Here is a 20,830-nt window from a genome sequence, read left to right on the forward strand (position 1 = left end):
AAAGGATTATGAATATGAATTTAACACTTAAAATTTGGCGTCAAAAAAACGCAAGTGATAAAGGAAAAATGGTCGAATATAAAGTGACCGATATTTCTGAACATATGTCCTTCTTAGAAATGCTGGATGTATTAAATGAACAATTAATTGCAAAAGGTGAAGAGCCTGTAGCTTTTGATCATGACTGTCGTGAAGGTATTTGTGGAATGTGTTCATTATACATTAACGGAGAGGCTCACGGACCGGATAGAGGCGTAACTACTTGTCAGTTACACATGCGTATGTTTAACGATGGTGACACTATTTTTATTGAACCGTTTAGAGCAAAAGCTTTTCCGGTAATTAAAGATTTAGTAGTAGATCGTTCTGCTTTCGATAGAATTCAACAAGCTGGAGGTTATGTTTCGGTAAATACTTCAGGAAATACTCAAGATGCTAACGCAATTCCTATTAATAAAGAGAATGCTGACAAAGCTTTTGATGCAGCAACTTGTATTGGATGTGGTGCTTGTGTAGCAACTTGTAAAAACTCTTCTGCTATGTTATTTGTGGGTGCTAAAGTGTCGCAATATGCTTTATTACCTCAAGGGCAAATAGAAGCTGTAGACCGTGTTAAAAACATGGTTGCACAAATGGATTTAGAAGGTTTTGGTAACTGTACTAACACCGGAGCTTGTGAAGTTGAATGTCCGAAAGGAATTTCATTAGAAAACATTGCTCGTATGAATTCTGAGTTCTTAAAGGCAAGTTTAAAAGGATAATACATATTTTATTCAAAATATATAAAAAGCGAAACCGGTTGGTTTCGCTTTTTTATTGTTCGTTTATTCCTTGTATAGTTACGCTTGTGGGTTTCTTTTTAAAATAAATTAGAAATTAGAAGTATATTTGCCCAGCTATTTGACAAACATGAAAATCTGGGGGGATTTGAGTGTGAAAAAGGTCAATATAAAACACTTTTTTTAATGTCTAATGAGATATAAGAAAGCCTGAGTGTTCTACTCAGGCTTTTATTAATTAAACCTTATTGTTTTCTTTCTTTTCAACTAAGCCCTTTATTTTAATCAATTTTCTTTCTTCTTTAGCATTTGATATAATTATTAATGATTTTGAAAATCCTCCGAGTCTCTTCGTATCATATTCAATTTCTATAAACCCTTTTTTTCCGGGCATAATGGGTTTTTCAGGCTTTTTAGGTACTGAACAACCACAACTCGATTTTATTTCTTTAATGAGTAAAGGCTCTGCTCCTATGTTGGTAAACTCAAAAGTTCTTTTGCCTTCAGAGTTAAAAGCTACTTTACCATAATCAATGGTTTCTGTCACAAATTTGAATTCTTGTGCGTTCATAGAATTAGTTACTAAGTAAATAACTAAAAATAAAATTAGTGTTCTCATGTATCATCTGATTTAACGGTTAATTAATTTCTTTTTGTATTGTTTTAATCATGTTTAAAGCATTTTCGTCATTTGGTTTTAACCTTAGAAAATGATTAAAACTCTCCAACGCTTTTTTGTAATTTTTCACTGTGTAATATGCTTCACCTAAACTATCATATACATTAGATTTATAAGGATACATACTAGCATTTAATTCAAAAACAAAAAGGGCTTTTTCCTGTTGTTTTGAGTGCAATAACACATAACCATAGGTGTTTAATTCTCTACTGCCAAATGTGAATTCTGATAAACCATCTGTTAAATTTGTTTTCATTTTTGTTAATTCCTCAATAGAATTTTGCTGCATCAGTTTATTTAAATATTCAACAATTCTATAATTCGGAAGATAATTTTCACCTTTTACTATTTTCAGAATATCACGTTCAAAATCTTCTTTAGGAAACTCAACAATTCTATTAATCTCTTTATTATTTTTATAAAAAATAAAGGTAGGTACTCTATGAATATTTAGGTTTTTCTCTTCGCCTCCGGGTGATTGTTTATAGGCATCTTGCTTTTTATCAACTGCAATCATCTCAAGTTGTTTATCAGGAAAACCCGCTTGAGTTAACACCTTATAAAATTTAGGTAGTTCACGTTTACTATCGCCACACCATGATCCGTAAAAAACTTGAATATTATATTGTTGTAATGAGTCTTTTAATTGATTAATAACTGTTGTATTGGTTAAGTATTTATCATAATTTTCATGAAACCAATTAAAACTTTTGTTGGTAAAAGCATATTTATTCGTTTTACCTAAAAGCATCGGTTTTCCATTATCGTCATTTACCACTGTATTTAACTGTTGACCTAAAACTTGATAACAGACAAACAGCGTAAGAAAGCAGGTTTTTTTTATCATATTAGTTGATTGGTTTTGATTGATGCCACTAAAGTATTTTTCTTTTCCCATGCATTAAAATTTGTAGGATAATTGGCGTATAAACCTGTATTAACAACAAACAAGTAGTTATTGGTACTTGTTAACCGGTAGTTCATACTTCTATTTTGAGTTAAAAGTGTATTTTTAATATTTTCATCCTCATTATGAATTTTATTAAAGCACATAGCACACAAATAATAATTCACTTTCTTTTTTGGTTATTATTTGTTTTGGTTTCATTGTTTGTTTTTACACGTTATTATTGGGCTGAAAATCCGTTTTTACAGTACTTTTTTATACTCGTGGTAATTGTGTATACCAACAACTTGGTTTTATTGCCTTATTTCGTTAAAAAAAGGTGGTATTTTCTATATACTTTAGTGTTTGTTATTATCTCTTTCTTGGCAACTCAGTTATATTGCAATGTTTTTACCAGATGCGGTTGCAGCTTTTTAAAATGTTTGAGCGATTATTTATGGCAAACGATAACCCCGCTTATTTTCTTTTCTTTTATTTGGATGTTATTCAGATATATAGATAAAACGAAAGAGGTTGAAAAAATTCAGCAAGAAAGAACGGAGTTAGAGCTTAAATTTTTAAAATCACAGATAAACCCACATGTATTATTAAACAATTTAAATACTATTTACTCATTTGCTTTAGATAAGCCAGATGAAACTCCTGACTTAATATTAAAACTTTCAGACAACTTAAAACATGTTTTATATGAAAGCAACTCACAAAAAGTAGATTTGCTTAAAGAATTGACATTTATTGATAATTATATTGAGCTGCAAAAGCTTAGAACCGAAGGTATAAAACACATACATTATCAAAAAAATATTGAAGAAAGTAATCTTCAAATTGCTCCGCTATTATTAATTACCATTATTGAGAATGCCTTTAAACACAGTAGTGTAAATAGCGATATAGATATTCTTATAGAAGTAAAGAACAATGCTCTTTTTTGTTCTTGTAAAAACAAATTTAACCCTTCAAAAGCTACTAATGATAATACAATAGGATTACAAAATTTAAAAAAGCGACTGGCCATTTTGTATAAAGACAAGTATAAATTAAGCATTAGTGCATCAGAGTATTTTATTGTAAATCTGGAATTAAATTTAATGTAGTTATGAATTGTATTATTATTGAGGATGAAATTCCTGCTCAACGAGTATTAAAAAATTACATTAACAGAATTCCTGATGTACACCTCATTGGTTGTTTTCAAACAGCTTCTAGTGCAAATCTATTTTTAAAAGAACAAACTGTTGAAGTTGTTTTATTAGATATTAATCTTCCAGATATTTCGGGGTTAGATTTTATTAAAACGGTTAAAAACCCACCTCAAATTATTGTAACTACTGCCTATCCTAATTATGCTGTTTCTAGCTTTGAATTAGACACTATTATTGATTATTTGGTAAAACCTTTTTCTTTTGATCGTTTTTTAAAAGCCATGGCAAAAGCTGAAAAGGTTATAAACAGGCATGAAAATTCTCAGCAAGAATCTATTTTTTTAAATATTGACAAAACTATTCATAAAATACAGTTGAATAGTATTTATTATTTAGAGTCTGACAGAAATTACCTAACCTTTGTTACTTCTGAAAAGAGATTAACTATTATCGATTCTTTAAAAAACTGGAAAGACATTTTAAACCAAGATCAATTTGTTCAAATTCATAAATCGTACATAATTAATTTTAAAAAGGTTGAAAAATATAGCGGAAGTTTTGTGTTTATCAATCAACAAAAATTACCTATAGGCAGAACTTACAAGTCTGATTTTACTAGCTATATAAAAACGGTTAAATAGAAAATTATTCCGTTTTATAAACTGTACCGTTTTTCATAACAAATACAACATTCTCCATCGTATGAATGTTTTTTGTAGGCTCTTCATTTACGGCAACAATATCTGCATAAAATCCTTTTTTAAGTTGACCTATTTCCTTTTCCATTTTTAAAAGTTTGGCATTCGTTATGGTTGCTGATTGAATAGTTTCCATTGCGGGCATTCCGGCATCAACCATAAATCCAAACTCCTTCCCATTATTACCGTGTTTAAACACCCCGGCATCTGTACCAAAAGCTATTTTTACTCCTTTTTTATACGCTTTAGCAAAAGTTCCCTGTATTTGAGGACCAACTGCCAAAGCTTTAGGCACTACAATATCCGGATAAAAGCCTTTTACTTTTGCTTTTTCTTCTACCTCTTTTCCTGCGGTAATTGTAGGAACTAAATACACGTCATATTTCTTCATTAATTCCATAGTTCCGTCACTCATATATGTTCCGTGCTCAATTGTTTTTACGCCTCCTATAATAGCTCTTTTCATACCTTCATCTCCGTGCGCATGTGCAGCTACGTGCATTCCGTAATCATTAGCTGTTTCACAAATTGCTTTAATTTCTTCAATTGTAAATTGTGGATTATCTCCGCTCTTTGCCACACTCAGCACACCACCTGTTGCGGTTATTTTTATACAATCTGCTCCATTTTTATAGCGTTGTCTAACCGCTTTTTTGGCATCTTCTACACTATTAACCACTCCTTCTTTGGGTCCTGGATTTCCAATTAAAACTCTACTACTTCCATTAGTCGGATCGGCATGTCCTCCGGTAGTGGCTAATGATTTCCCTGCAGTAAAAACTCTAGGTCCTGGTATTTTTCCTTCGTTTATTGCTTTTCTTACAGAAATATTAACTCCCGTGCCTCCTAAATCACGTACTGTAGTAAATCCTTTTAAAAGAGTTGTTTTAGCAAAACCAACGGAATTGAAAGCAATATCTGCTTCATTTAAAATGTATTTATTTAATCTTGTTTTTGCATCGAATTCTTGTTCAATATGCACATGCATATCAATCAACCCGGGCATAACAACTTTATTTTTTAGATCAATTGTTTTGTCTGCTTTTCTTTTAGGAGCAATAAAGCCGTCTAAAACTTCAGTTATTTTAAGACCATCAACAATAATCGTTTTATTCTTTTCTATGGTTCCTTTTTCAGTATCAATTAATTTTCCACAGTATATATAAGTACTTTGAGCTTGTAATAAAGCACTAGCCAATACTAAGATAATTAGTAAAGTTGTTTTTTTCATGTGTTCTTTAAAATTAACTACGTTCTAAATATACACTTTTTCATACTAAACAGGGTTTAGCATCTTTGTAGCTTACAGGTAACTTATTAAGTTGAATGAGAAAAGTACTAAATAATCTAGTTATTAAAATATAGATAATGTTGATTCAGTAGTAAATTTTTCTAAAAACTGCATTCCTTTAAATGAGTTTCCTTTTCTATTTAATTTCGGACTCCAAACGGTAATTACATAGTGCCCGGGATGTACAGCAACGATACCTCCTCCAACTCCACTTTTACCAGGTAATCCAACCTTAAACGCAAATTCACCTGATTCATCATAAAAACCACAAGTTTGCATTAAAGCATTCATTCGTTTTGATTGACTTTTTGTTAAAACTTGTTCATTATTATGAGGGTTTATTCCATTATTTGCTAAAAACAAAAAGGTTTCGGAAAGTTCTATACAACTCATTTCTAAGGAACAGATATCAAAATAGAAATCTAAAACTTCAGACGGGTCATTTTCTATATTACCGAAGGATTTGATAAAATTACATAATGCCACATTTCTATAGCCAACAGATCGTTCTGACGTTGCAATTTTATTGGAATAATCTATCGGTTTTCCTCCTGATAATTTTCTAACAAAATTGAGAAACTCGTTTTTATAATCTTTTAAATTACTTATTAAAATATCGGAAATTACAATGGCTCCTGCATTAATAAACGGGTTTCTGGGGATTCCTCTATCGGTTTCTAGCTGAATTAATGAATTATAACTAGTTCCGGAAGGTTCTACGCCTAATCTACTCCAAATAGACTCTCCTAAAATACTGTATGCTAAACTTAGCGAAAGTACTTTAGAAATACTTTGAATTGAAAATTTTTCAGTAAAGTTGCCTTTTCCATACTTAAATTCACTTATTGAAGTAAGATAAACTCCAAATTTTTGTGCATCTACATTTAATAATTCCGGAATGTACGAAGCAACTTCTCCTAAGTCATTTATAGCTTTTACCTCAGCAAATACTTCTTCAATTATTCTATCAAAACCTTCCATACTTACATTACTTTGCTTTGTCATGCACTTTCGTGGGTATATGATCATTCCAAACAGTTAAAATGTCTGTAGCAACACTGGCTCCGCTACCTGCAGCAATTGCAAACTGACTTCTTAAACCGGCAAGGGTTCCGCAAACATATAATCCTTCTTTAATTAAGTAATTAAAATTTCTAAGCTGAATTCTGTCTTTCATAGCATTTTCTCTTGAATGACGCTCAACATATTGTTCTAAACCTGCTATTTCAAATGGCTTTGCATAGTTTAATGCGATTACTGCATTTTTTGTAAAAAACTCGTTTTTATTCGTAACGACTTTATAGCCTTGTTCATCGTCTATAACAGCGATTACTTTTTCATGTTCAATTTGAGTAACTTGCGGATAAAGATTTTTTAATTGCTCTTTTCCGTTAACTAAAATATCTTTACCCAAAGTTCCGGCAGGTAAGCCTAGCACATTATTAAACAGGGCTTCTTGTAGATGTGAGGCTCTTTGATGCATAATGATTCCTACTTTTTTGCCTTGGGCATATTCTCTTTCAAGAGCAGAACCAAGCAACAAAGCGCATTGCATTCCTGCCACACCACCTCCAACAATTAATACATCAAATTCCATTTAAACAAACAGTAGTTTTATATTGGAAGCAAATAATTTTACAGCTATGGCAAGTAAAATAACACCAAACACCTTTTGGATTATTTTAATTCCGTTCTTTCCAATTACTCTTTCAATTTTAGTCGATGTTTTTAAAACAACAAAAATTAAAATTACGTTTAAAATAATGGCTACAATGATATTTATCCAATCGTATTGAGCTCTAAGTGATAAAAGAGTAGTTAAACTTCCGGGACCGGCAATAAGTGGAAAGGCAATAGGGAATACTGTTGCATTTATAGCTTCATCTTCATCTTCTTTATACAAAGTGATTCCTAAAATCATTTCTAAAGCAATAAAAAATAGGATAAATGATCCGGCTACGGCAAAAGATTTAACATCAATTCCTATTAAATTAAGAAGTCTTTGTCCAAAGAATAAGAATACAATCATTATTACCCCTGCGATAATAGATGCTTTACCAGATTGTATATGTCCTACTTTTTTTCGAAGGTTAATAACTATAGGAATGTTACCTACAATATCAATAACTGCAAATAAAACCATAAATACAGTAAATGTTTCTTTTAAGTTAAAAGCTTCGAAAATTTCAATAATTCCCTCCATGATATGTTGTTTTTCGGTGGCAAAATTAGATAAGTAAACTAACAATCTACTATTTTTGTAAAAAATTTACATAAATCTAATATACTATTTTAAAGTTTATTTTGTGCAAGTCACGTATTTTTAAGTAGTAAAACGTTATTGTAACCAAGAATTAAATATGTTTCAATTAGGAAAAACCATAGTTTCTGAAGACATCCTTGAAAAGGAGTTTGTGTGTAATTTATCTGCTTGTAAAGGTGCTTGTTGTATAGATGGGGAGGCCGGTGCCCCATTAGAAAAAGAGGAAATTGAAATTTTAGAAAAAATTTATCCGAAAGTAAAACCTTTTTTACGTAAAGAAGGAATTGAGGCTATAGAGAAACAAGGTACTTGGGTTACGGGTGATTTCGATGAGTTAGAAACTCCATTAATTGATGGTGCAGATTGTGCTTATGTTATTTTTGATAAGAAAGGAACTGCTTTGTGTGGTATAGAAGAAGCGTATAACCAAGGAATTATTGATTGGAAAAAACCGGTTTCTTGTCATTTATACCCTATAAGAATACAAGATTATAGCGAATTTTCTGCCGTTAATTACCACAAATGGGAAATTTGTGATGATGCTTGTTCTTTAGGAAAAGAACTACAAGTTCCTGTTTACAAATTTGTAAAGGAAGCCCTAATAAGAAAGTTTGGTAAAAACTGGTATGATGAATTAGAAAAAGTTGCTGAACAAATGTTTGAGTAACATTTGTTCAGCACACTTATTTTTTACTTAATAACTATTTTCTTAGAACTTTTTCTATTTTGCTGATCAAAAATATTCATTATATATACTCCTGAGCTTAAATTAAGTTCTATTTTATTAGATTCATTAGTTTCGAAATCTATTTTTTGATGATAAACTTCTTGCCCTTTTATATCATATACAGTCATTTTTACTTTCCCAAGGTCACTTTTACCATAAACAGTAACTGTCCCGTTAGAAATAGTAGGATAAACTGTAAATTTTTCCGTTCCTTTTATTACATCATCAATTGAAGCTGTTTCACCTGTAAACTTACCTGAAAAAATACCTCTACCATAAGTTGCTGCGAATACAGTATTATCATCTCTTAAATCTAAATCTAATACAGGTACGTTACTCATTCCGTTATATGATTGTGTCCATTTTGGTGTATCTGATGAAAAATTTGATGTTTTCCAAACTCCTAAATCTGTTCCTATAATTACTTCTTCTCTATTAAGCGGATTTTGTAAAATCGTTTTTACCGGAATATCTGGAAAATCACCTTCTTTACTAGACCAGTTAACTCCACCATCATTTGTATACCAAATACTTTTAACTCCATAGTTATGCATAGTAACAAAAATTTCATTTTCATTTGCTCCAAATTCTATATCAGATATAGAACCAACAAATTCACTTCCTGTAATTTCAGACCATTGTGGTAAATCACTTTCTGCATTATTTACTAATAATAATTTTCCACTTTCAAGTCCGACATATAACTTACTAAATGTTTTTGTATATGGTGAAATTTTTAATACTGAAGGTGATGTGCTCATTAACGGATTTGTCAATTGTTTCTTAACAACTGTACCGTTTTTTATATTACCGTATCTCATTACGGTTTTTCCTAAGGCATTAGAGTAATTTGTATATAAAACATCTAGGTTTGAATCTAATTCAGCTTGATTAATAAAATCACCATTAGAAAGGTTTTCAGAATTTATTGTTCTACTAACTCCTGTAGTATAATCATAAAGGTCAATTGATTGATTATAAACATAGTTTGTTATATAGTACTTATCTGTTCCATCAGTATCAAAAAAACAAGCAGCTCCATCCCCTCCAGAAACATCTTTTGAACTATTAATTCCTACAGAGGCTTTTTCAACTAACTGAGTTCCGTTATCCTGCGCTCCAGCTAAAAAATACTCCTCTCCTCCAAAAGCTGATACCGGAGCGACCCCAACTGTATAAAATTGAAGTGTATTATAATTATTATTTCTTGCTTGAATCGTTACACCACCATTACTAGAGTAATATACACCACCATCATTACTAAAAAGCATTTTAGTTGCATTAGCAAACGTTAATCCATGCTGATCGGCATGAACATATTGCTTACTAAAGCCACCATACCAATGAGATAGTTGAGTCCAAGAAGTACCTCCATTTGTAGATTTAAATAAATCAATTCCTCCTACATACAATATATTATCGTTTGTAGGATCTACTTTAATAAGTAAATCATACCAAGCTTGACCTCTAGTAAAATCATTAGAAGGGATTTGAGTATCAGCATCATTAGGCAATGATATTTCAGAGGCCGTAGTAAATCCATTGGTTGTTTTATATATTTTTACCGGACCATCTCCAGTGCTTGTTTGTGCTAAAATATACCCAATACCTGCATTAGTTTTTGATAAAGCAATTTCAGTTCTTAAACCATTTGGAACAGTATATATTAAAGAAAAAGAAACCCCATCGGTTGATTTGAAAATAACTCCGCCCCCATCTCCAAATGTCTCAGATCTAACAGTGCTAAAGTAAATAGAGTTATCTGCAGCTATTTCAAGATTATTAGGTTCATAATCATTTCCTCCTGATGTTTTAGGAATATTCAACTTATTAAAATTTATACCATCTATTGATTTATAAATACCATAAGAATCAGCTCCTATACTTGAAAAAGGAGAAGATTGTGCATAACTAGACTCTCCTGCTGCTACATATACTTCCGTTGTTCCTGCATTATTTCTAACTACAATATCATTTATATGATGAATCCCCGGAACTAAATTATTATTTGTAGCATTATTTTTTATTTTTATCAATGTTACATTTATCGTTTCTGAAGAAAGTGTATTAACTAATTTATTACCATCTTCAAGAGAAATCATAACTGAAGGAATTGTTATTGTAACATCATCACCTCCCATTGAGCTTGGGTTACCAGCTACATTATTAATCATAACAACAGCTATTGCTCCTGCATTTTGTGCTTTTAACACCTTATCATCAAAATTACACGTTCCTCTTCTGATTACGGCAATTTTACCATTAATTTGACTAGAGTTTGTTATATTTTCACAAGCATCATCAGTAGTTCCTGTACTATCATTTACCAACGCTAAATCACCTGTTACAGGTGTATTTAAATCTCCTCCAAAAGCAGTAGTTAAGTTTGTAATGTAATCACCTGCTAATGAAGCCGGGGCATTCACTGTTAGTTTTGAATTAGTATCGAAAAAAGAAGCTCCCGTTTTCCCTCCAAAAACATGCTGCCATGAGTTTCCCCCATCTGTAGATTTCCAAACACCATCTCCATTAACTCTTCCTTGAACATAAGACTCACCCGTTCCTACATAAAATATCTGAGAATTATTTGGATCAACAGCAATACATGAAACAGATAAATTTTCTGGGATTCCAACTCGTTCCCATTTTGAATTAGCATTTGAAATATTAGTATTTTTCCATAATCCTCCACTAACTCCTCCTGCAAAAACAGTTTCTTGTGTAGCATCATTAGGGTCAAATAATACTGCTCTAGTTCTTCCCCCTACGTTATCGGGGCCTCTTTCTACCCAAGCATTATCAACTCCATCTCCAGGAACTCTTCCTGCTGTACGATATTTTTTAAGCTCTTGTTGAACTTTATATACATTTTCTTCATGTACTCTTCCATCATAAGGACTTATTTCTGATAAATACTTTTGTTCAAAATAAGCATTAGGCGGTAAACCCATTGCTTTTCTATCTTTTTTATCTAATCTTCCTATTCTTTGATAAGGATGATTCTTTAAAAAGCTAGCATGTTGCTGTCTAAGCTCTTCTATCTTATTTTTTGTTTCTATTTTCGACTCTTTTTTATAAAATTTTAAAAAAGCAGCGCATAGTAACACCAGTAAAGTTACTGTTAAAAGTAATTTTTTATTCATGCATATGTTTTTAAATAGGTTATTATAATAACAAATTCCTCCTGATTTACCCTAACTATTTTTAACAAAAATAGCATCTATTTATTAAAGATTACTTAACTCTTGTTTTAAATATATTAATTAATAGTGTTAAAAAGGTTAATTTATTTAAATTACACCAAAAATTAAATTCTTATAGAAATTTACAGCAAATAAATACTTAAATAATATTACCCATTATTTTTTTATGAAGCCTGATGGCATACCCATCTGATAATCCGGCAACATAACTACATACCTGCATAATTCTATCATACAACTTTTCTTTTTCTTGTTGATATTGTTCAGGAAGTAAGTTTAGAACTAATCTATCGTAATTAGATGCTGTTTCGTTAAATTTATTATTTAACGCTGTTACAAACACATCTAATAAATCGGCAATAATTTTATACCCGGCTACTTCTTTTTCTATAACCTCTTTACTTCTGTATATTTTATCAATACTAATTTTGATAATATCATTTATTTGTGCTTCATATTTACATTTATCTAAAAGTCCTTTATCAAAATTTCCGTTTAAAATTGCTTCTTCATTTTCTAAAAATAGCTCTACTGCTTCATTAATCAAAACTCCAATAGCTAATGCTCGTAAATAACTTACACGGTCTTTTTTATGTTTTAGTGAGTGATATTTTTTACTATCAATAGTATCTTTAACTAACTTAATCATATATTCTAAAGCATAATCTTCTTCAATTAAACCTAGATTAATACCATCTTCAAAATCAATTATTGTATAACAAATATCATCAGCTGCCTCAACCAAATACGCTAAAGGATGCCTGAAATAGGAAATATGATTGTTTTCTTTTTTTATCAATCCTAAATCATCAACCAAATCTAGAAAAGCTTCTTTTTCAGCTTGAAAAAAGCCATATTTTTTATCGACAATATGTTTAGTAGGTTTTTTAGGTAAGCTTTCTTTAGGATATTTCATAAACGCTCCTAAAGTGGCATATGATAGTCTCAAGCCGCCTTCAACTCCTTCTCTGGTTTCTGTCAAAATTTTAAATCCATTAGCATTTCCTTCGAAATCAACTAAATCTTGATATTCTAAATCTGTTAATTGTTCTTTATATTGAAGTCCTTTTCCTGTTTTAAAATACTCACCAATTGCTTTTTCTCCTGAATGCCCAAAAGGAGGATTTCCTATATCGTGCATTACTGAAGCTGCTGCTACAATAGCTCCAAAATCGTTAAATGTATATCCTAATTCTTTTAGCCTAGAGTGACGTTTTAATAACTCCTTACCAACTCTTCTTCCTAAAGTACGTCCTACTACAGAAACTTCTAAACTATGTGTTAAACGCGTATGAACAAAATCGGTTTTAGATAATGGAATGACTTGTGTTTTATCTTGTAAACTTCTAAAAGCTGACGAAAAAATAATTCGGTCAAAATCTACCTCAAAACCTAAACGTGTTTCATCTTGATTTGCTCGTTCTCTTTTTTGTGTATCTCCGTATCTTTTTAACGACAATAATTGTTCCCAGTTCATTTTTATAGTTTAGATATCACAAATGTATTTAATCTTTTTATTTTTCGTTTCTTCTTTTTTATGTATTCCTAAAAACACATTTTCAATCATATAGAGATTTTAATATAATATTATGTATACTAAATAGTTAATATTCTTACCTTTGTAGCAGTTATATTTGATTTATAAAAAAATTGTTTTTACTTTTATTACAAATTAAAGTGTATGGGGACAACCAGTTCTGTTGCTAACGAGTTTCTTAAAGTATCTAAAAACTCTAATTATGAGCTTACCAATATGAAATTGGTGAAGCTAATGTATATTGCACAAGGGCTTTCTTTGTCACTTTTAGAGCGCCCGCTTTTTGATAATGACCATATTGAGGCTTGGAAGTTTGGCCCGGTAATTCCAAGTGTTTATCATGAGTTTAAACACTTTAAATCGGAACCAATTACCAGCAATTCTGTAATGTTAGATAGTGAGTGGAAATTTTTATCTGAACCTTCTTTAACAGATGAAGAGGATAAAAAAGTAGTTTTACTAACTTGGCAACTATACAAAGATGTTTCTGCTAAAGATTTGGTAGATTTAACCCACATGCCTGGTACTCCATGGAGTTTAACTTACAGTCCGGATCAAAACAGAGTTATTAATAATGAACTTATAAAAAGGTATTATGATAAATTTGTTGTGAACCTAGATAAACAATTAAAACTAGAAAGTGCATAATACTAAGCTAGACAAACTTCTTGAAGAGTCTAAAAACCTTCCGTTTGACACTAAAAAGATAGATAAAGATACTGTTTTAACAGAACAGGATGTTTATGATAGAGTTCAAGACAGGTACGAGCGAAAAAAGTACGCTTTTAGAACGTTTCTTTTCTTGTGTGGCTTTACCGGAATTATTTTACTTATAATTATTGCTTCCGGTTTTTCTAAAGCTATTAATTTTAACCTGAGTGATTCTGTTTTAATAGCACTTATAACCTCATCATTAGCTACTGTTGTAGGTATTTTTATATTGGTAATGAGATATCTTTTCAAATAATAAAAAAGAGGCGTTTAAAACGCCTCTTTTTCTTTTTAATTTAAATTTTTTATAAACTTACGATCCGCACATTAAACAATCATCCGGTCCTGCGTTTTTAGAAGCCTCAACCATGGCCTTAAATTCTTCAGCACTCATAGGTTTATTCTCTTCTTTCTTTTCTACATCCAAGGTAAATTGTTTAGCGTTTACAGCTGATTTAGTTCTTAAATAGTACATTCCTGTTTTTAATCCTGATTTCCAAGCATAAAAATGCATTGAGGTTAGCTTTCCGTAATCAGGATCTTTCATGAATAAGTTTAACGATTGAGATTGATCGATAAAATATCCTCTATGACGAGCCATGTCAATAATATCTTTCATACTCATTTCCCAAACCGTTTTGTATAGTTCTTTTAAATCTTGAGGTATATTTTCAATATCTTGAATAGAACCGTTTGCTCGCATAATTTGTTCTTTCATATTGTTATCCCACAAATTCAATTCTACTAAATCTTCCAATAGATGTTTATTAACCACAATGAACTCTCCTGATAATACTCTTCGTGTATAAATATTTGAAGTGTATGGTTCAAAAGCTTCATTATTTCCTAGAATTTGAGAAGTAGATGCTGTTGGCATTGGTGCAACTAATAATGAGTTACGTACTCCATGCTCTATCACTTTTTTTCGTAATGATTCCCAATCCCATCTACCGCTTAAATCTTCATCTTGAACTCCCCACATATTATACTGAAATTCTCCTTCTGACATTGGAGAACCTTTAAATGTAGAGTAAGCTCCTTTAGCTTTTGCCATCTCCATTGATGAGGTAACTGAAGCAAAATATAGGGTTTCGAATATTTCTTGATTTAATTTTTTGGCCTCCTCGCTAGTAAACGGTAAACGTAACATGATAAACGCATCAGCTAAACCTTGAATTCCTAAACCAACCGGACGGTGGCGGAAATTTGAGTTTTCTGCCTCTTTAACCGGATAATAGTTTCTATCAATTACCGTATCTAGGTTACGTACTACTTTTTTAGTTACATCAAATAATTTCTTATGGTCAAAAAACTTGTTTCCATCAGCATCTTGTCTTACAAACATAGGTATGGCAATAGAAGCTAAATTACATACAGCTACTTCATCATCTGCTGTATATTCCATAATTTCTGTACATAAGTTTGAAGACCTGATTGTGCCCAAGTTCTTTTGATTTGACTTACGATTAGCAGCATCTTTATATAACATGTACGGAGTACCTGTTTCAATTTGTGATTCTAAGATTTTTTCCCATAAATCACGTGCTTTAATTGTTTTTCTACCTTTACCTGCTGCTTCATATCCTGTATACAAACGTTCAAACTCTTCTCCGTATGTATCATATAAATGCGGACATTCATGCGGGCACATTAACGTCCAGTTTCCATCTTCTTCAACACGCTTCATGAATAAATCTGAAATCCACATAGCATAGAACAAATCACGAGCACGCATTTCTTCTTTACCATGGTTTTTCTTTAAATCCAGAAAATCATAAATATCAGCATGCCATGGCTCTAAATACATAGCAAAAGACCCTTTTCTTTTTCCACCTCCTTGATCTACATATCTTGCTGTGTCATTAAATACACGTAACATAGGTACAATACCATTAGAAGTACCATTTGTTCCGCTAATATATGAACCCGTTGCACGAATATTATGAATAGAAAGACCAATACCTCCGGCAGACTGAGATATCTTGGCTGTTTGTTTTAATGTATCATAAATACCATCAATACTATCGTCTTGCATTTGTAACAAGAAACATGATGACATTTGTGGCTTTGGCGTACCTGCATTAAATAACGTTGGTGTTGCGTGTGTAAAATATTTTTTACTCATTAACTCATAGGTAGCAATTGCTTCATCTATATCTTCTTTATGAATACCTATAGATACACGCATTAACATTTGTTGCGGTCTTTCTACTATTTTACCATTTAGTTTAAGTAAATAAGAACGTTCTAATGTTTTAAAACCAAAATAATCATAATTAAAATCTCTACTATAAATAATAGTTGAGTCTAATTTATCAGCATTTTCCATGATAATTTCATATACATCATCTGCTAATAAAGGTGATTTTTTTCCGGTACGAGGATTGACATAATTATATAAGTCAGTCATCGTTTCAGAAAACGATTTTTTGGTGTTTTTATGTAAATTAGATACGGCAATTCTTGCAGCCAGTTTTGCATAATCAGGGTGAGCTGTAGTCATAGTTGCAGCTATTTCTGCAGCCAGATTATCTAACTCTGAAGTGGTTACTCCATCGTATAATCCTTCAATAACTCTCATAGCTACTTTAACAGGATCTACTATGGTATTTAAACCATAACACATTTTTCTTACTCGCTCTGTGATTTTGTCAAACATCACTGGCTCTTGTCTACCGTCTCTTTTAACTACATACATATTCTTTTTAGTGTTTTATGTTGGTTAATGGGGTTGCTAATACAGGTACGCCACTTGTAGCAACCTTTCAAAATAATTAAAAATGGTTTCTTTTGAAACTAGATAAAAAAGCTAAAATGTATTTTTAGCTCATAACATTACCGCATGTAGGGGATAGCAGTATACAATTTCGTTTTTAAAAATCGGCATCAAAACTGATGCTTCCTGTACCGCCGGATTTAACTCCTGCTTTTTGGTACTCAGACACTCTCTTTTCGAAGAAATTAGTTTTTCCTTCTAAAGAAATCATCTCCATAAAATCGAACGGATTGGTAGATTGATATACTTTTTCGCAGCCAAATTCCTGTAATAATCTGTCTGTAACATACTCTAAATACTGTGTCATTAATTTAGCATTCATTCCTATTAAACTCACAGGTAATGATTCTGTAATAAATTCACGCTCAATATCAAGAGCAGAAACAATAATTTCAGTTATTCTTTCTTTTGGTACTTTGTTTACTAGATGGTTATTGTGTAAATGAACGGCAAAATCACAGTGCATTCCTTCATCACGAGAAATTAACTCGTTAGAAAATGTAAGTCCTGGTAACAGACCTCTTTTCTTTAGCCAAAAAATAGAACAGAACGATCCTGAGAAGAAAATTCCTTCTACTGCTGCAAAAGCAATTAATCTTTCTGCGAAAGAATCAGATTCAATCCATTTTAATGCCCAGTCTGCTTTTTTCTTGATTGCCGGAAATACTTCAATTGCTTTAAAAAGTCTATTCTTTTCTTCTTCGTTTTTTATATACGTATCAATTAATAATGAATATGTTTCTGAATGAATATTCTCCATCATTATTTGAAATCCGTAAAAAAACTTAGCTTCAGAATATTGTACTTCATTTACAAAGTTTTCTGCCAAATTTTCATTTACAATACCATCAGAGGCTGCAAAAAAAGCTAAAATATGTTTAATAAAGTAGCGCTCATCGTCTGTTAACTTTGTATTCCAATCATTTAAATCAGAATGTAAATCAATTTCTTCAGCAGTCCAAAAACAAGCTTGTTGTTTTTTATACCATTCCCATAAATCATTATGCTGAATTGGAAAAATTACAAATCTGTCTTTGTTCTCTTGTAAAATTGGTTCGATACTCGCCATTTTTTAAACTAATATTTTATCTGTTATTTTTTATGTAATAAGGGATAAACAAAGATTGAAATTTTTGCTAAAAACTGAAAGCCATACTTATTCACAAATCCCTTGAAGTTTTTAACAAAACGTGTTTTTAGCACTTTTATTTCTTAAAAAACTTTTTTTACAAACAATTGAAAAACAGCTAAATAAAAATTAAAAAATGGCTTCCGTAGTGATAATCACTGAGTTTCTTAAAACTTGTTTCTTCATAAAAAAAGTGATGCTTTTTGCATCACTTTAAATTTTTATTTTTTCACTTTTAAAACATCTTCTATAATTTGTTCTATTTGCTTTTTGGGCAAAGCTCCGTGAGCCATTTGAGGATCCTCATTAACCGGACAGAATAACATGGAAGGAATACTTCGAATTCCAAAAGCAGCAGCTAATTCTTGTTCTGCTTCCGTATCTATTTTATAAATATTTACTTTTCCATTATATTCATTGCTTAAATCTTCTAAAACAGGTGCCAGCATTTTACATGGTCCACACCAATCTGCATAAAAATCAATAATTGCAGGAATGTCACCTTCAAAAATCCATTCTTTATTTTTTTCATAGTTAAAAACCTTTTCAAAAAAGGTTTCCTTTGTTAGGTTCTCTGTCATTGTTGTTAGGTCTTAAATTAAAATCTCTATGTTCGTAAAGTTAGTCGTTTTTATGGCATCTCATTACAAAGCAATGATTATTTATCATTCAATAAAAACAACTTAGTGTTTACTAATCTTTAACAACAAATGTGTTAGGTAAATGTTGCTTAATGTTAAAATCATCTTAAAATGTAACATTTCTGGTTTTTTTTCATCTAACTTTGGGAGAATTATCTAACTATTTCCAAGAATGAAAAAACTAATCTTTCCCGTTCTCGCAGCAAGTGCTATACTTGTATCTTGTGAGAAACCTACTAAAACAACTACAAAAAGAGAGATAACTGTGACTTACCCCGAAACAGCAAAAAAACCGGTTGTTGACGAATATTTCGGTACTAAAGTAACCGATAACTACCGTTGGTTAGAAGATGACAGAAGTAAAGAAACTGAAGCTTGGGTGAAAGCTGAAAATGAAGTTGCTTTTGATTATTTAAGTAAAATTCCTTACCGTGAACAATTAAAAGAACGTTTATCTGAGTTATGGAATTATGAAAAAGTAGGTACTCCTTTTAAAGAAGGGGATTATACTTATTATTATAAAAACAACGGTTTACAAAACCAATACGTTTTATATAGAAAAGATAAAGATGGTAAAGAAGAGGTGTTTTTAGATCCTAATACTTTTGCTGAAGATGGTACTACTTCATTAGGTTCTGTAAGTTTTACTAAAGATGGTAAAACTGTTGCTTATGCTATCTCTGAAGGAGGAAGTGACTGGAGAAAAGTAATTATAATGGATGCAGAAACTAAAGAGATTAAAGAAGATACTTTAGTAGATGTAAAGTTCTCCGGAATTGCTTGGAAAGGAAACGAAGGCTTCTACTATTCTAGTTACGACAAACCTAAAGGAAGTGAACTATCAGCAAAAACAGACCAGCATAAATTGTATTTCCACAAATTAGGTACACCACAAAGTTCTGATGCTATTATTTTTGGTGCAACTCCTGAAGAAAAACATCGTTATGTGGGTGGTTATTTGACCGAAGATAACAAGTATTTATTAATTTCTGCGTCAACTTCAACTTCCGGAAATAAGTTATTTATTAAGGACTTAAGCAATCCTACCAATAAATTAATTCCTATTGTTGATAATTTTGATAGTGATTCATATGTGATTGATAGCAGAGGAAGTAAATTATATATTGTTACTAATTTAAACGCTCCTAACAAAAAAGTTGTAACTGTTGATGCAGCTAATCCAGCACCTGAAAACTGGAAAGATTTTATTCCTGAAACTGAAAATGTATTATCACCATCAACAGGAGCGGGATATTTCTTTGCTGAGTATATGGTTGATGCTGTTTCTAAAATATTACAATATGATTTTGAAGGTAATTTAATTCGTGAAGTAAAATTACCAGGTGTAGGTTCTGCCGGAGGGTTTGGTGGAAAAACAGATGCTACAGAATTATATTTTTCTTTTACTAATTATAATACTCCTGCATCTACTTATAAATTCAATCCAAAAGAGGGGACTTATGAGCTATACTGGAAACCTGCTATTTCTTTTAATGCTGATGATTATGAAAGTAAACAAGTTTTCTATACTTCTAAAGACGGAACAAAAGTTCCTATGATTATCACTTACAAAAAAGGCTTAGAATTAAATGGTAAAAATCCAACTATTTTATATGGTTACGGAGGTTTTAATGTAAGTTTAACTCCTAGTTTTAGCATAGGAAATGCTGTGTGGATGGAACAAGGAGGTGTTTATGCTGTTCCTAACTTACGTGGAGGAGGTGAGTATGGTAAAAAATGGCATGATGCAGGTACTCAATTAAAAAAACAAAATGTATTTGATGATTTTATTGCTGCCGGAGAATATTTAATAAAAAACAAATATACCTCGTCTGATTTCTTAGCTATAAGAGGAGGTTCTAACGGTGGTTTATTAGTCGGTGCTACTATGACTCAGCGTCCGGATTTAATGAAAGTTGCTTTACCTGCTGTAGGTGTTTTAGATATGTTACGTTACCATACGTTTACTGCGGGTGCAGGTTGGGCTTATGACTACGGAACTTCAGAACAGAGCCAGGAAATGTTTGAGTATTTACAAGGTTATTCTCCTGTACATAACGTAAAATCAGGGGTACAATATCCAGCAACTTTAATTACTACAGGAGATCATGATGATAGAGTAGTGCCTGCCCATAGTTTTAAATTTGCTGCTGAATTACAAGACAAACAAAAAGGAAACAACCCTGTTTTAATTAGAATAGAAACCAATGCAGGTCATGGTGCCGGAACTCCGGTTGCTAAGACTATTGAGCAATATGCCGATATTTTCGGGTTCACTTTATTTAACATGGGTTTTGACGCTTTGCCAAACCCTCCTAAATCAAAAATCAAATCTTAATCAAAAAAT

General features: G+C 31.4%; 18 protein-coding genes. 7 read left to right on the top strand and 11 right to left on the bottom strand.

Annotated elements, in window-relative coordinates; all coding sequences use genetic code 11:
• Nucleotides 1–14: 14 nt before the first annotated feature.
• The gene (locus ACQY1Q_RS07320) at nt 15–761 is read left to right on the top strand and encodes a succinate dehydrogenase/fumarate reductase iron-sulfur subunit (RefSeq protein ID WP_431004676.1); all 747 of its coding nucleotides are present in this window, start codon (nt 15–17) and stop codon (nt 759–761) included.
• 256 nt (nt 762–1,017) lie between these two features.
• Here the strand turns inward: ACQY1Q_RS07320 and ACQY1Q_RS07325 are convergent, their stop codons facing one another.
• Together ACQY1Q_RS07325 and ACQY1Q_RS07330 are read right to left on the bottom strand one after the other, a co-directional pair.
• Nucleotides 1,018–1,398: a DUF1573 domain-containing protein gene (locus ACQY1Q_RS07325; protein ID WP_431004648.1), complete on the bottom strand. Its 381-nt coding sequence runs from the start codon at nt 1,396–1,398 to the stop codon at nt 1,018–1,020.
• 19 nt (nt 1,399–1,417) lie between these two features.
• Nucleotides 1,418–2,356 carry a thioredoxin family protein gene (locus tag ACQY1Q_RS07330; RefSeq protein ID WP_431004649.1) on the bottom strand — a complete coding sequence of 313 codons (939 nt, stop codon included), beginning with the start codon at nt 2,354–2,356 and terminating at the stop codon, nt 1,418–1,420.
• A 431-nt stretch (nt 2,357–2,787) separates the two neighbouring features.
• Here ACQY1Q_RS07330 and ACQY1Q_RS07335 point away from each other — a divergent pair, with 431 nt between their 5' ends.
• Nucleotides 2,788–3,459, top strand: coding sequence for a sensor histidine kinase (locus ACQY1Q_RS07335; protein ID WP_431004650.1), 672 nt, complete (start codon nt 2,788–2,790; stop codon nt 3,457–3,459).
• 2 nt (nt 3,460–3,461) lie between these two features.
• A complete protein-coding gene (locus ACQY1Q_RS07340; protein ID WP_431004651.1) occupies nt 3,462–4,148 on the top strand; it encodes a LytR/AlgR family response regulator transcription factor in 687 nt (228 codons plus the stop codon).
• 4 nt (nt 4,149–4,152) lie between these two features.
• Here ACQY1Q_RS07340 and ACQY1Q_RS07345 read toward each other — a convergent pair whose 3' ends face one another.
• The 4 genes from ACQY1Q_RS07345 to ACQY1Q_RS07360 all read right to left on the bottom strand — a co-directional run bounded on the left by ACQY1Q_RS07345 (nt 4,153) and on the right by ACQY1Q_RS07360 (nt 7,699).
• Nucleotides 4,153–5,436, bottom strand: a complete 1,284-nt coding sequence (locus ACQY1Q_RS07345) for an amidohydrolase family protein (protein ID WP_431004652.1) — start codon at nt 5,434–5,436, stop codon at nt 4,153–4,155.
• A gap of 123 nt (nt 5,437–5,559) precedes the next feature.
• A complete protein-coding gene (locus tag ACQY1Q_RS07350; protein WP_431004677.1) occupies nt 5,560–6,477 on the bottom strand; it encodes a glutaminase in 918 nt (305 codons plus the stop codon).
• 7 nt (nt 6,478–6,484) lie between these two features.
• Nucleotides 6,485–7,093 (bottom strand): FAD-dependent oxidoreductase, encoded by a 609-nt coding sequence (locus tag ACQY1Q_RS07355; protein ID WP_431004653.1) that lies wholly within the window; start codon nt 7,091–7,093, stop codon nt 6,485–6,487.
• A complete protein-coding gene (locus ACQY1Q_RS07360) occupies nt 7,094–7,699 on the bottom strand; it encodes a MarC family protein (RefSeq protein WP_431004654.1) in 606 nt (201 codons plus the stop codon). It abuts the gene before it with no gap.
• A 157-nt stretch (nt 7,700–7,856) separates the two neighbouring features.
• Between ACQY1Q_RS07360 and ACQY1Q_RS07365 the strand changes: the two genes are divergently transcribed.
• Nucleotides 7,857–8,426: a DUF3109 family protein gene (locus ACQY1Q_RS07365; protein WP_431004655.1), complete on the top strand. Its 570-nt coding sequence runs from the start codon at nt 7,857–7,859 to the stop codon at nt 8,424–8,426.
• 23 nt (nt 8,427–8,449) lie between these two features.
• Here ACQY1Q_RS07365 and ACQY1Q_RS07370 read toward each other — a convergent pair whose 3' ends face one another.
• Nucleotides 8,450–11,629, bottom strand: coding sequence for a PA domain-containing protein (locus ACQY1Q_RS07370; protein ID WP_431004656.1), 3,180 nt, complete (start codon nt 11,627–11,629; stop codon nt 8,450–8,452).
• A 199-nt stretch (nt 11,630–11,828) separates the two neighbouring features.
• Nucleotides 11,829–13,166: a deoxyguanosinetriphosphate triphosphohydrolase gene (locus ACQY1Q_RS07375; protein WP_431004657.1), complete on the bottom strand. Its 1,338-nt coding sequence runs from the start codon at nt 13,164–13,166 to the stop codon at nt 11,829–11,831.
• A gap of 204 nt (nt 13,167–13,370) precedes the next feature.
• On the opposite strand from ACQY1Q_RS07375, the gene ACQY1Q_RS07380 reads away from it, so the two are divergent.
• Together ACQY1Q_RS07380 and ACQY1Q_RS07385 are read left to right on the top strand one after the other, a co-directional pair.
• A complete protein-coding gene (locus ACQY1Q_RS07380) occupies nt 13,371–13,874 on the top strand; it encodes a Panacea domain-containing protein (protein ID WP_431004658.1) in 504 nt (167 codons plus the stop codon).
• Complete coding sequence (locus ACQY1Q_RS07385; RefSeq protein ID WP_431004659.1) at nt 13,867–14,193, top strand: hypothetical protein; 327 nt, start codon at nt 13,867–13,869, stop codon at nt 14,191–14,193. The genes ACQY1Q_RS07380 and ACQY1Q_RS07385 overlap by 8 nt, the downstream gene beginning before the upstream one ends.
• 57 nt (nt 14,194–14,250) lie before the next feature.
• On the opposite strand, the gene ACQY1Q_RS07390 is transcribed toward ACQY1Q_RS07385, so the two are convergent.
• The 3 genes from ACQY1Q_RS07390 to trxA all read right to left on the bottom strand — a co-directional run bounded on the left by ACQY1Q_RS07390 (nt 14,251) and on the right by trxA (nt 18,423).
• Nucleotides 14,251–16,635 carry a ribonucleoside-diphosphate reductase subunit alpha gene (locus tag ACQY1Q_RS07390; RefSeq protein WP_431004660.1) on the bottom strand — a complete coding sequence of 795 codons (2,385 nt, stop codon included), beginning with the start codon at nt 16,633–16,635 and terminating at the stop codon, nt 14,251–14,253.
• Between the two features lie 175 nt (nt 16,636–16,810).
• On the bottom strand, nt 16,811–17,782 hold the full coding sequence (locus tag ACQY1Q_RS07395; RefSeq protein ID WP_431004661.1) for a ribonucleotide-diphosphate reductase subunit beta: 972 nt from the start codon (nt 17,780–17,782) through the stop codon (nt 16,811–16,813).
• Nucleotides 17,783–18,063: 281 nt separating this feature from the next.
• Nucleotides 18,064–18,423 carry a thioredoxin gene (gene trxA, locus ACQY1Q_RS07400; protein WP_431004662.1) on the bottom strand — a complete coding sequence of 120 codons (360 nt, stop codon included), beginning with the start codon at nt 18,421–18,423 and terminating at the stop codon, nt 18,064–18,066.
• A gap of 232 nt (nt 18,424–18,655) precedes the next feature.
• Here trxA and ACQY1Q_RS07405 point away from each other — a divergent pair, with 232 nt between their 5' ends.
• Complete coding sequence (locus ACQY1Q_RS07405) at nt 18,656–20,821, top strand: prolyl oligopeptidase family serine peptidase (RefSeq protein ID WP_431004663.1); 2,166 nt, start codon at nt 18,656–18,658, stop codon at nt 20,819–20,821.
• Nucleotides 20,822–20,830: the final 9 nt, after the last annotated feature.

It is taken from the genome of Tenacibaculum sp. TC6 (genome assembly GCF_050606265.1).
GTDB lineage: Bacteria > Bacteroidota > Bacteroidia > Flavobacteriales > Flavobacteriaceae > Polaribacter.

What these genes read in the sequence shown, in the direction of transcription:
- ACQY1Q_RS07320 (WP_431004676.1), top strand. Translation starts at nt 15, where the DNA reads ATGAATTTAACACTTAAAATTTGGCGTCAAAAAAACGCAAGTGATAAA.
- ACQY1Q_RS07325 (WP_431004648.1), bottom strand. Translation starts at nt 1,398, where the DNA reads ATGAGAACACTAATTTTATTTTTAGTTATTTACTTAGTAACTAATTCT.
- ACQY1Q_RS07330 (WP_431004649.1), bottom strand. Translation starts at nt 2,356, where the DNA reads ATGGGAAAAGAAAAATACTTTAGTGGCATCAATCAAAACCAATCAACT.
- ACQY1Q_RS07340 (WP_431004651.1), top strand. Translation starts at nt 3,462, where the DNA reads ATGAATTGTATTATTATTGAGGATGAAATTCCTGCTCAACGAGTATTA.
- ACQY1Q_RS07345 (WP_431004652.1), bottom strand. Translation starts at nt 5,436, where the DNA reads ATGAAAAAAACAACTTTACTAATTATCTTAGTATTGGCTAGTGCTTTA.
- ACQY1Q_RS07350 (WP_431004677.1), bottom strand. Translation starts at nt 6,477, where the DNA reads ATGGAAGGTTTTGATAGAATAATTGAAGAAGTATTTGCTGAGGTAAAA.
- ACQY1Q_RS07355 (WP_431004653.1), bottom strand. Translation starts at nt 7,093, where the DNA reads ATGGAATTTGATGTATTAATTGTTGGAGGTGGTGTGGCAGGAATGCAA.
- ACQY1Q_RS07360 (WP_431004654.1), bottom strand. Translation starts at nt 7,699, where the DNA reads ATGGAGGGAATTATTGAAATTTTCGAAGCTTTTAACTTAAAAGAAACA.
- ACQY1Q_RS07365 (WP_431004655.1), top strand. Translation starts at nt 7,857, where the DNA reads ATGTTTCAATTAGGAAAAACCATAGTTTCTGAAGACATCCTTGAAAAG.
- ACQY1Q_RS07370 (WP_431004656.1), bottom strand. Translation starts at nt 11,629, where the DNA reads ATGAATAAAAAATTACTTTTAACAGTAACTTTACTGGTGTTACTATGC.
- ACQY1Q_RS07375 (WP_431004657.1), bottom strand. Translation starts at nt 13,166, where the DNA reads ATGAACTGGGAACAATTATTGTCGTTAAAAAGATACGGAGATACACAA.
- ACQY1Q_RS07380 (WP_431004658.1), top strand. Translation starts at nt 13,371, where the DNA reads ATGGGGACAACCAGTTCTGTTGCTAACGAGTTTCTTAAAGTATCTAAA.
- ACQY1Q_RS07390 (WP_431004660.1), bottom strand. Translation starts at nt 16,635, where the DNA reads ATGTATGTAGTTAAAAGAGACGGTAGACAAGAGCCAGTGATGTTTGAC.
- ACQY1Q_RS07395 (WP_431004661.1), bottom strand. Translation starts at nt 17,782, where the DNA reads ATGGCGAGTATCGAACCAATTTTACAAGAGAACAAAGACAGATTTGTA.
- trxA (WP_431004662.1), bottom strand. Translation starts at nt 18,423, where the DNA reads ATGACAGAGAACCTAACAAAGGAAACCTTTTTTGAAAAGGTTTTTAAC.
- ACQY1Q_RS07405 (WP_431004663.1), top strand. Translation starts at nt 18,656, where the DNA reads ATGAAAAAACTAATCTTTCCCGTTCTCGCAGCAAGTGCTATACTTGTA.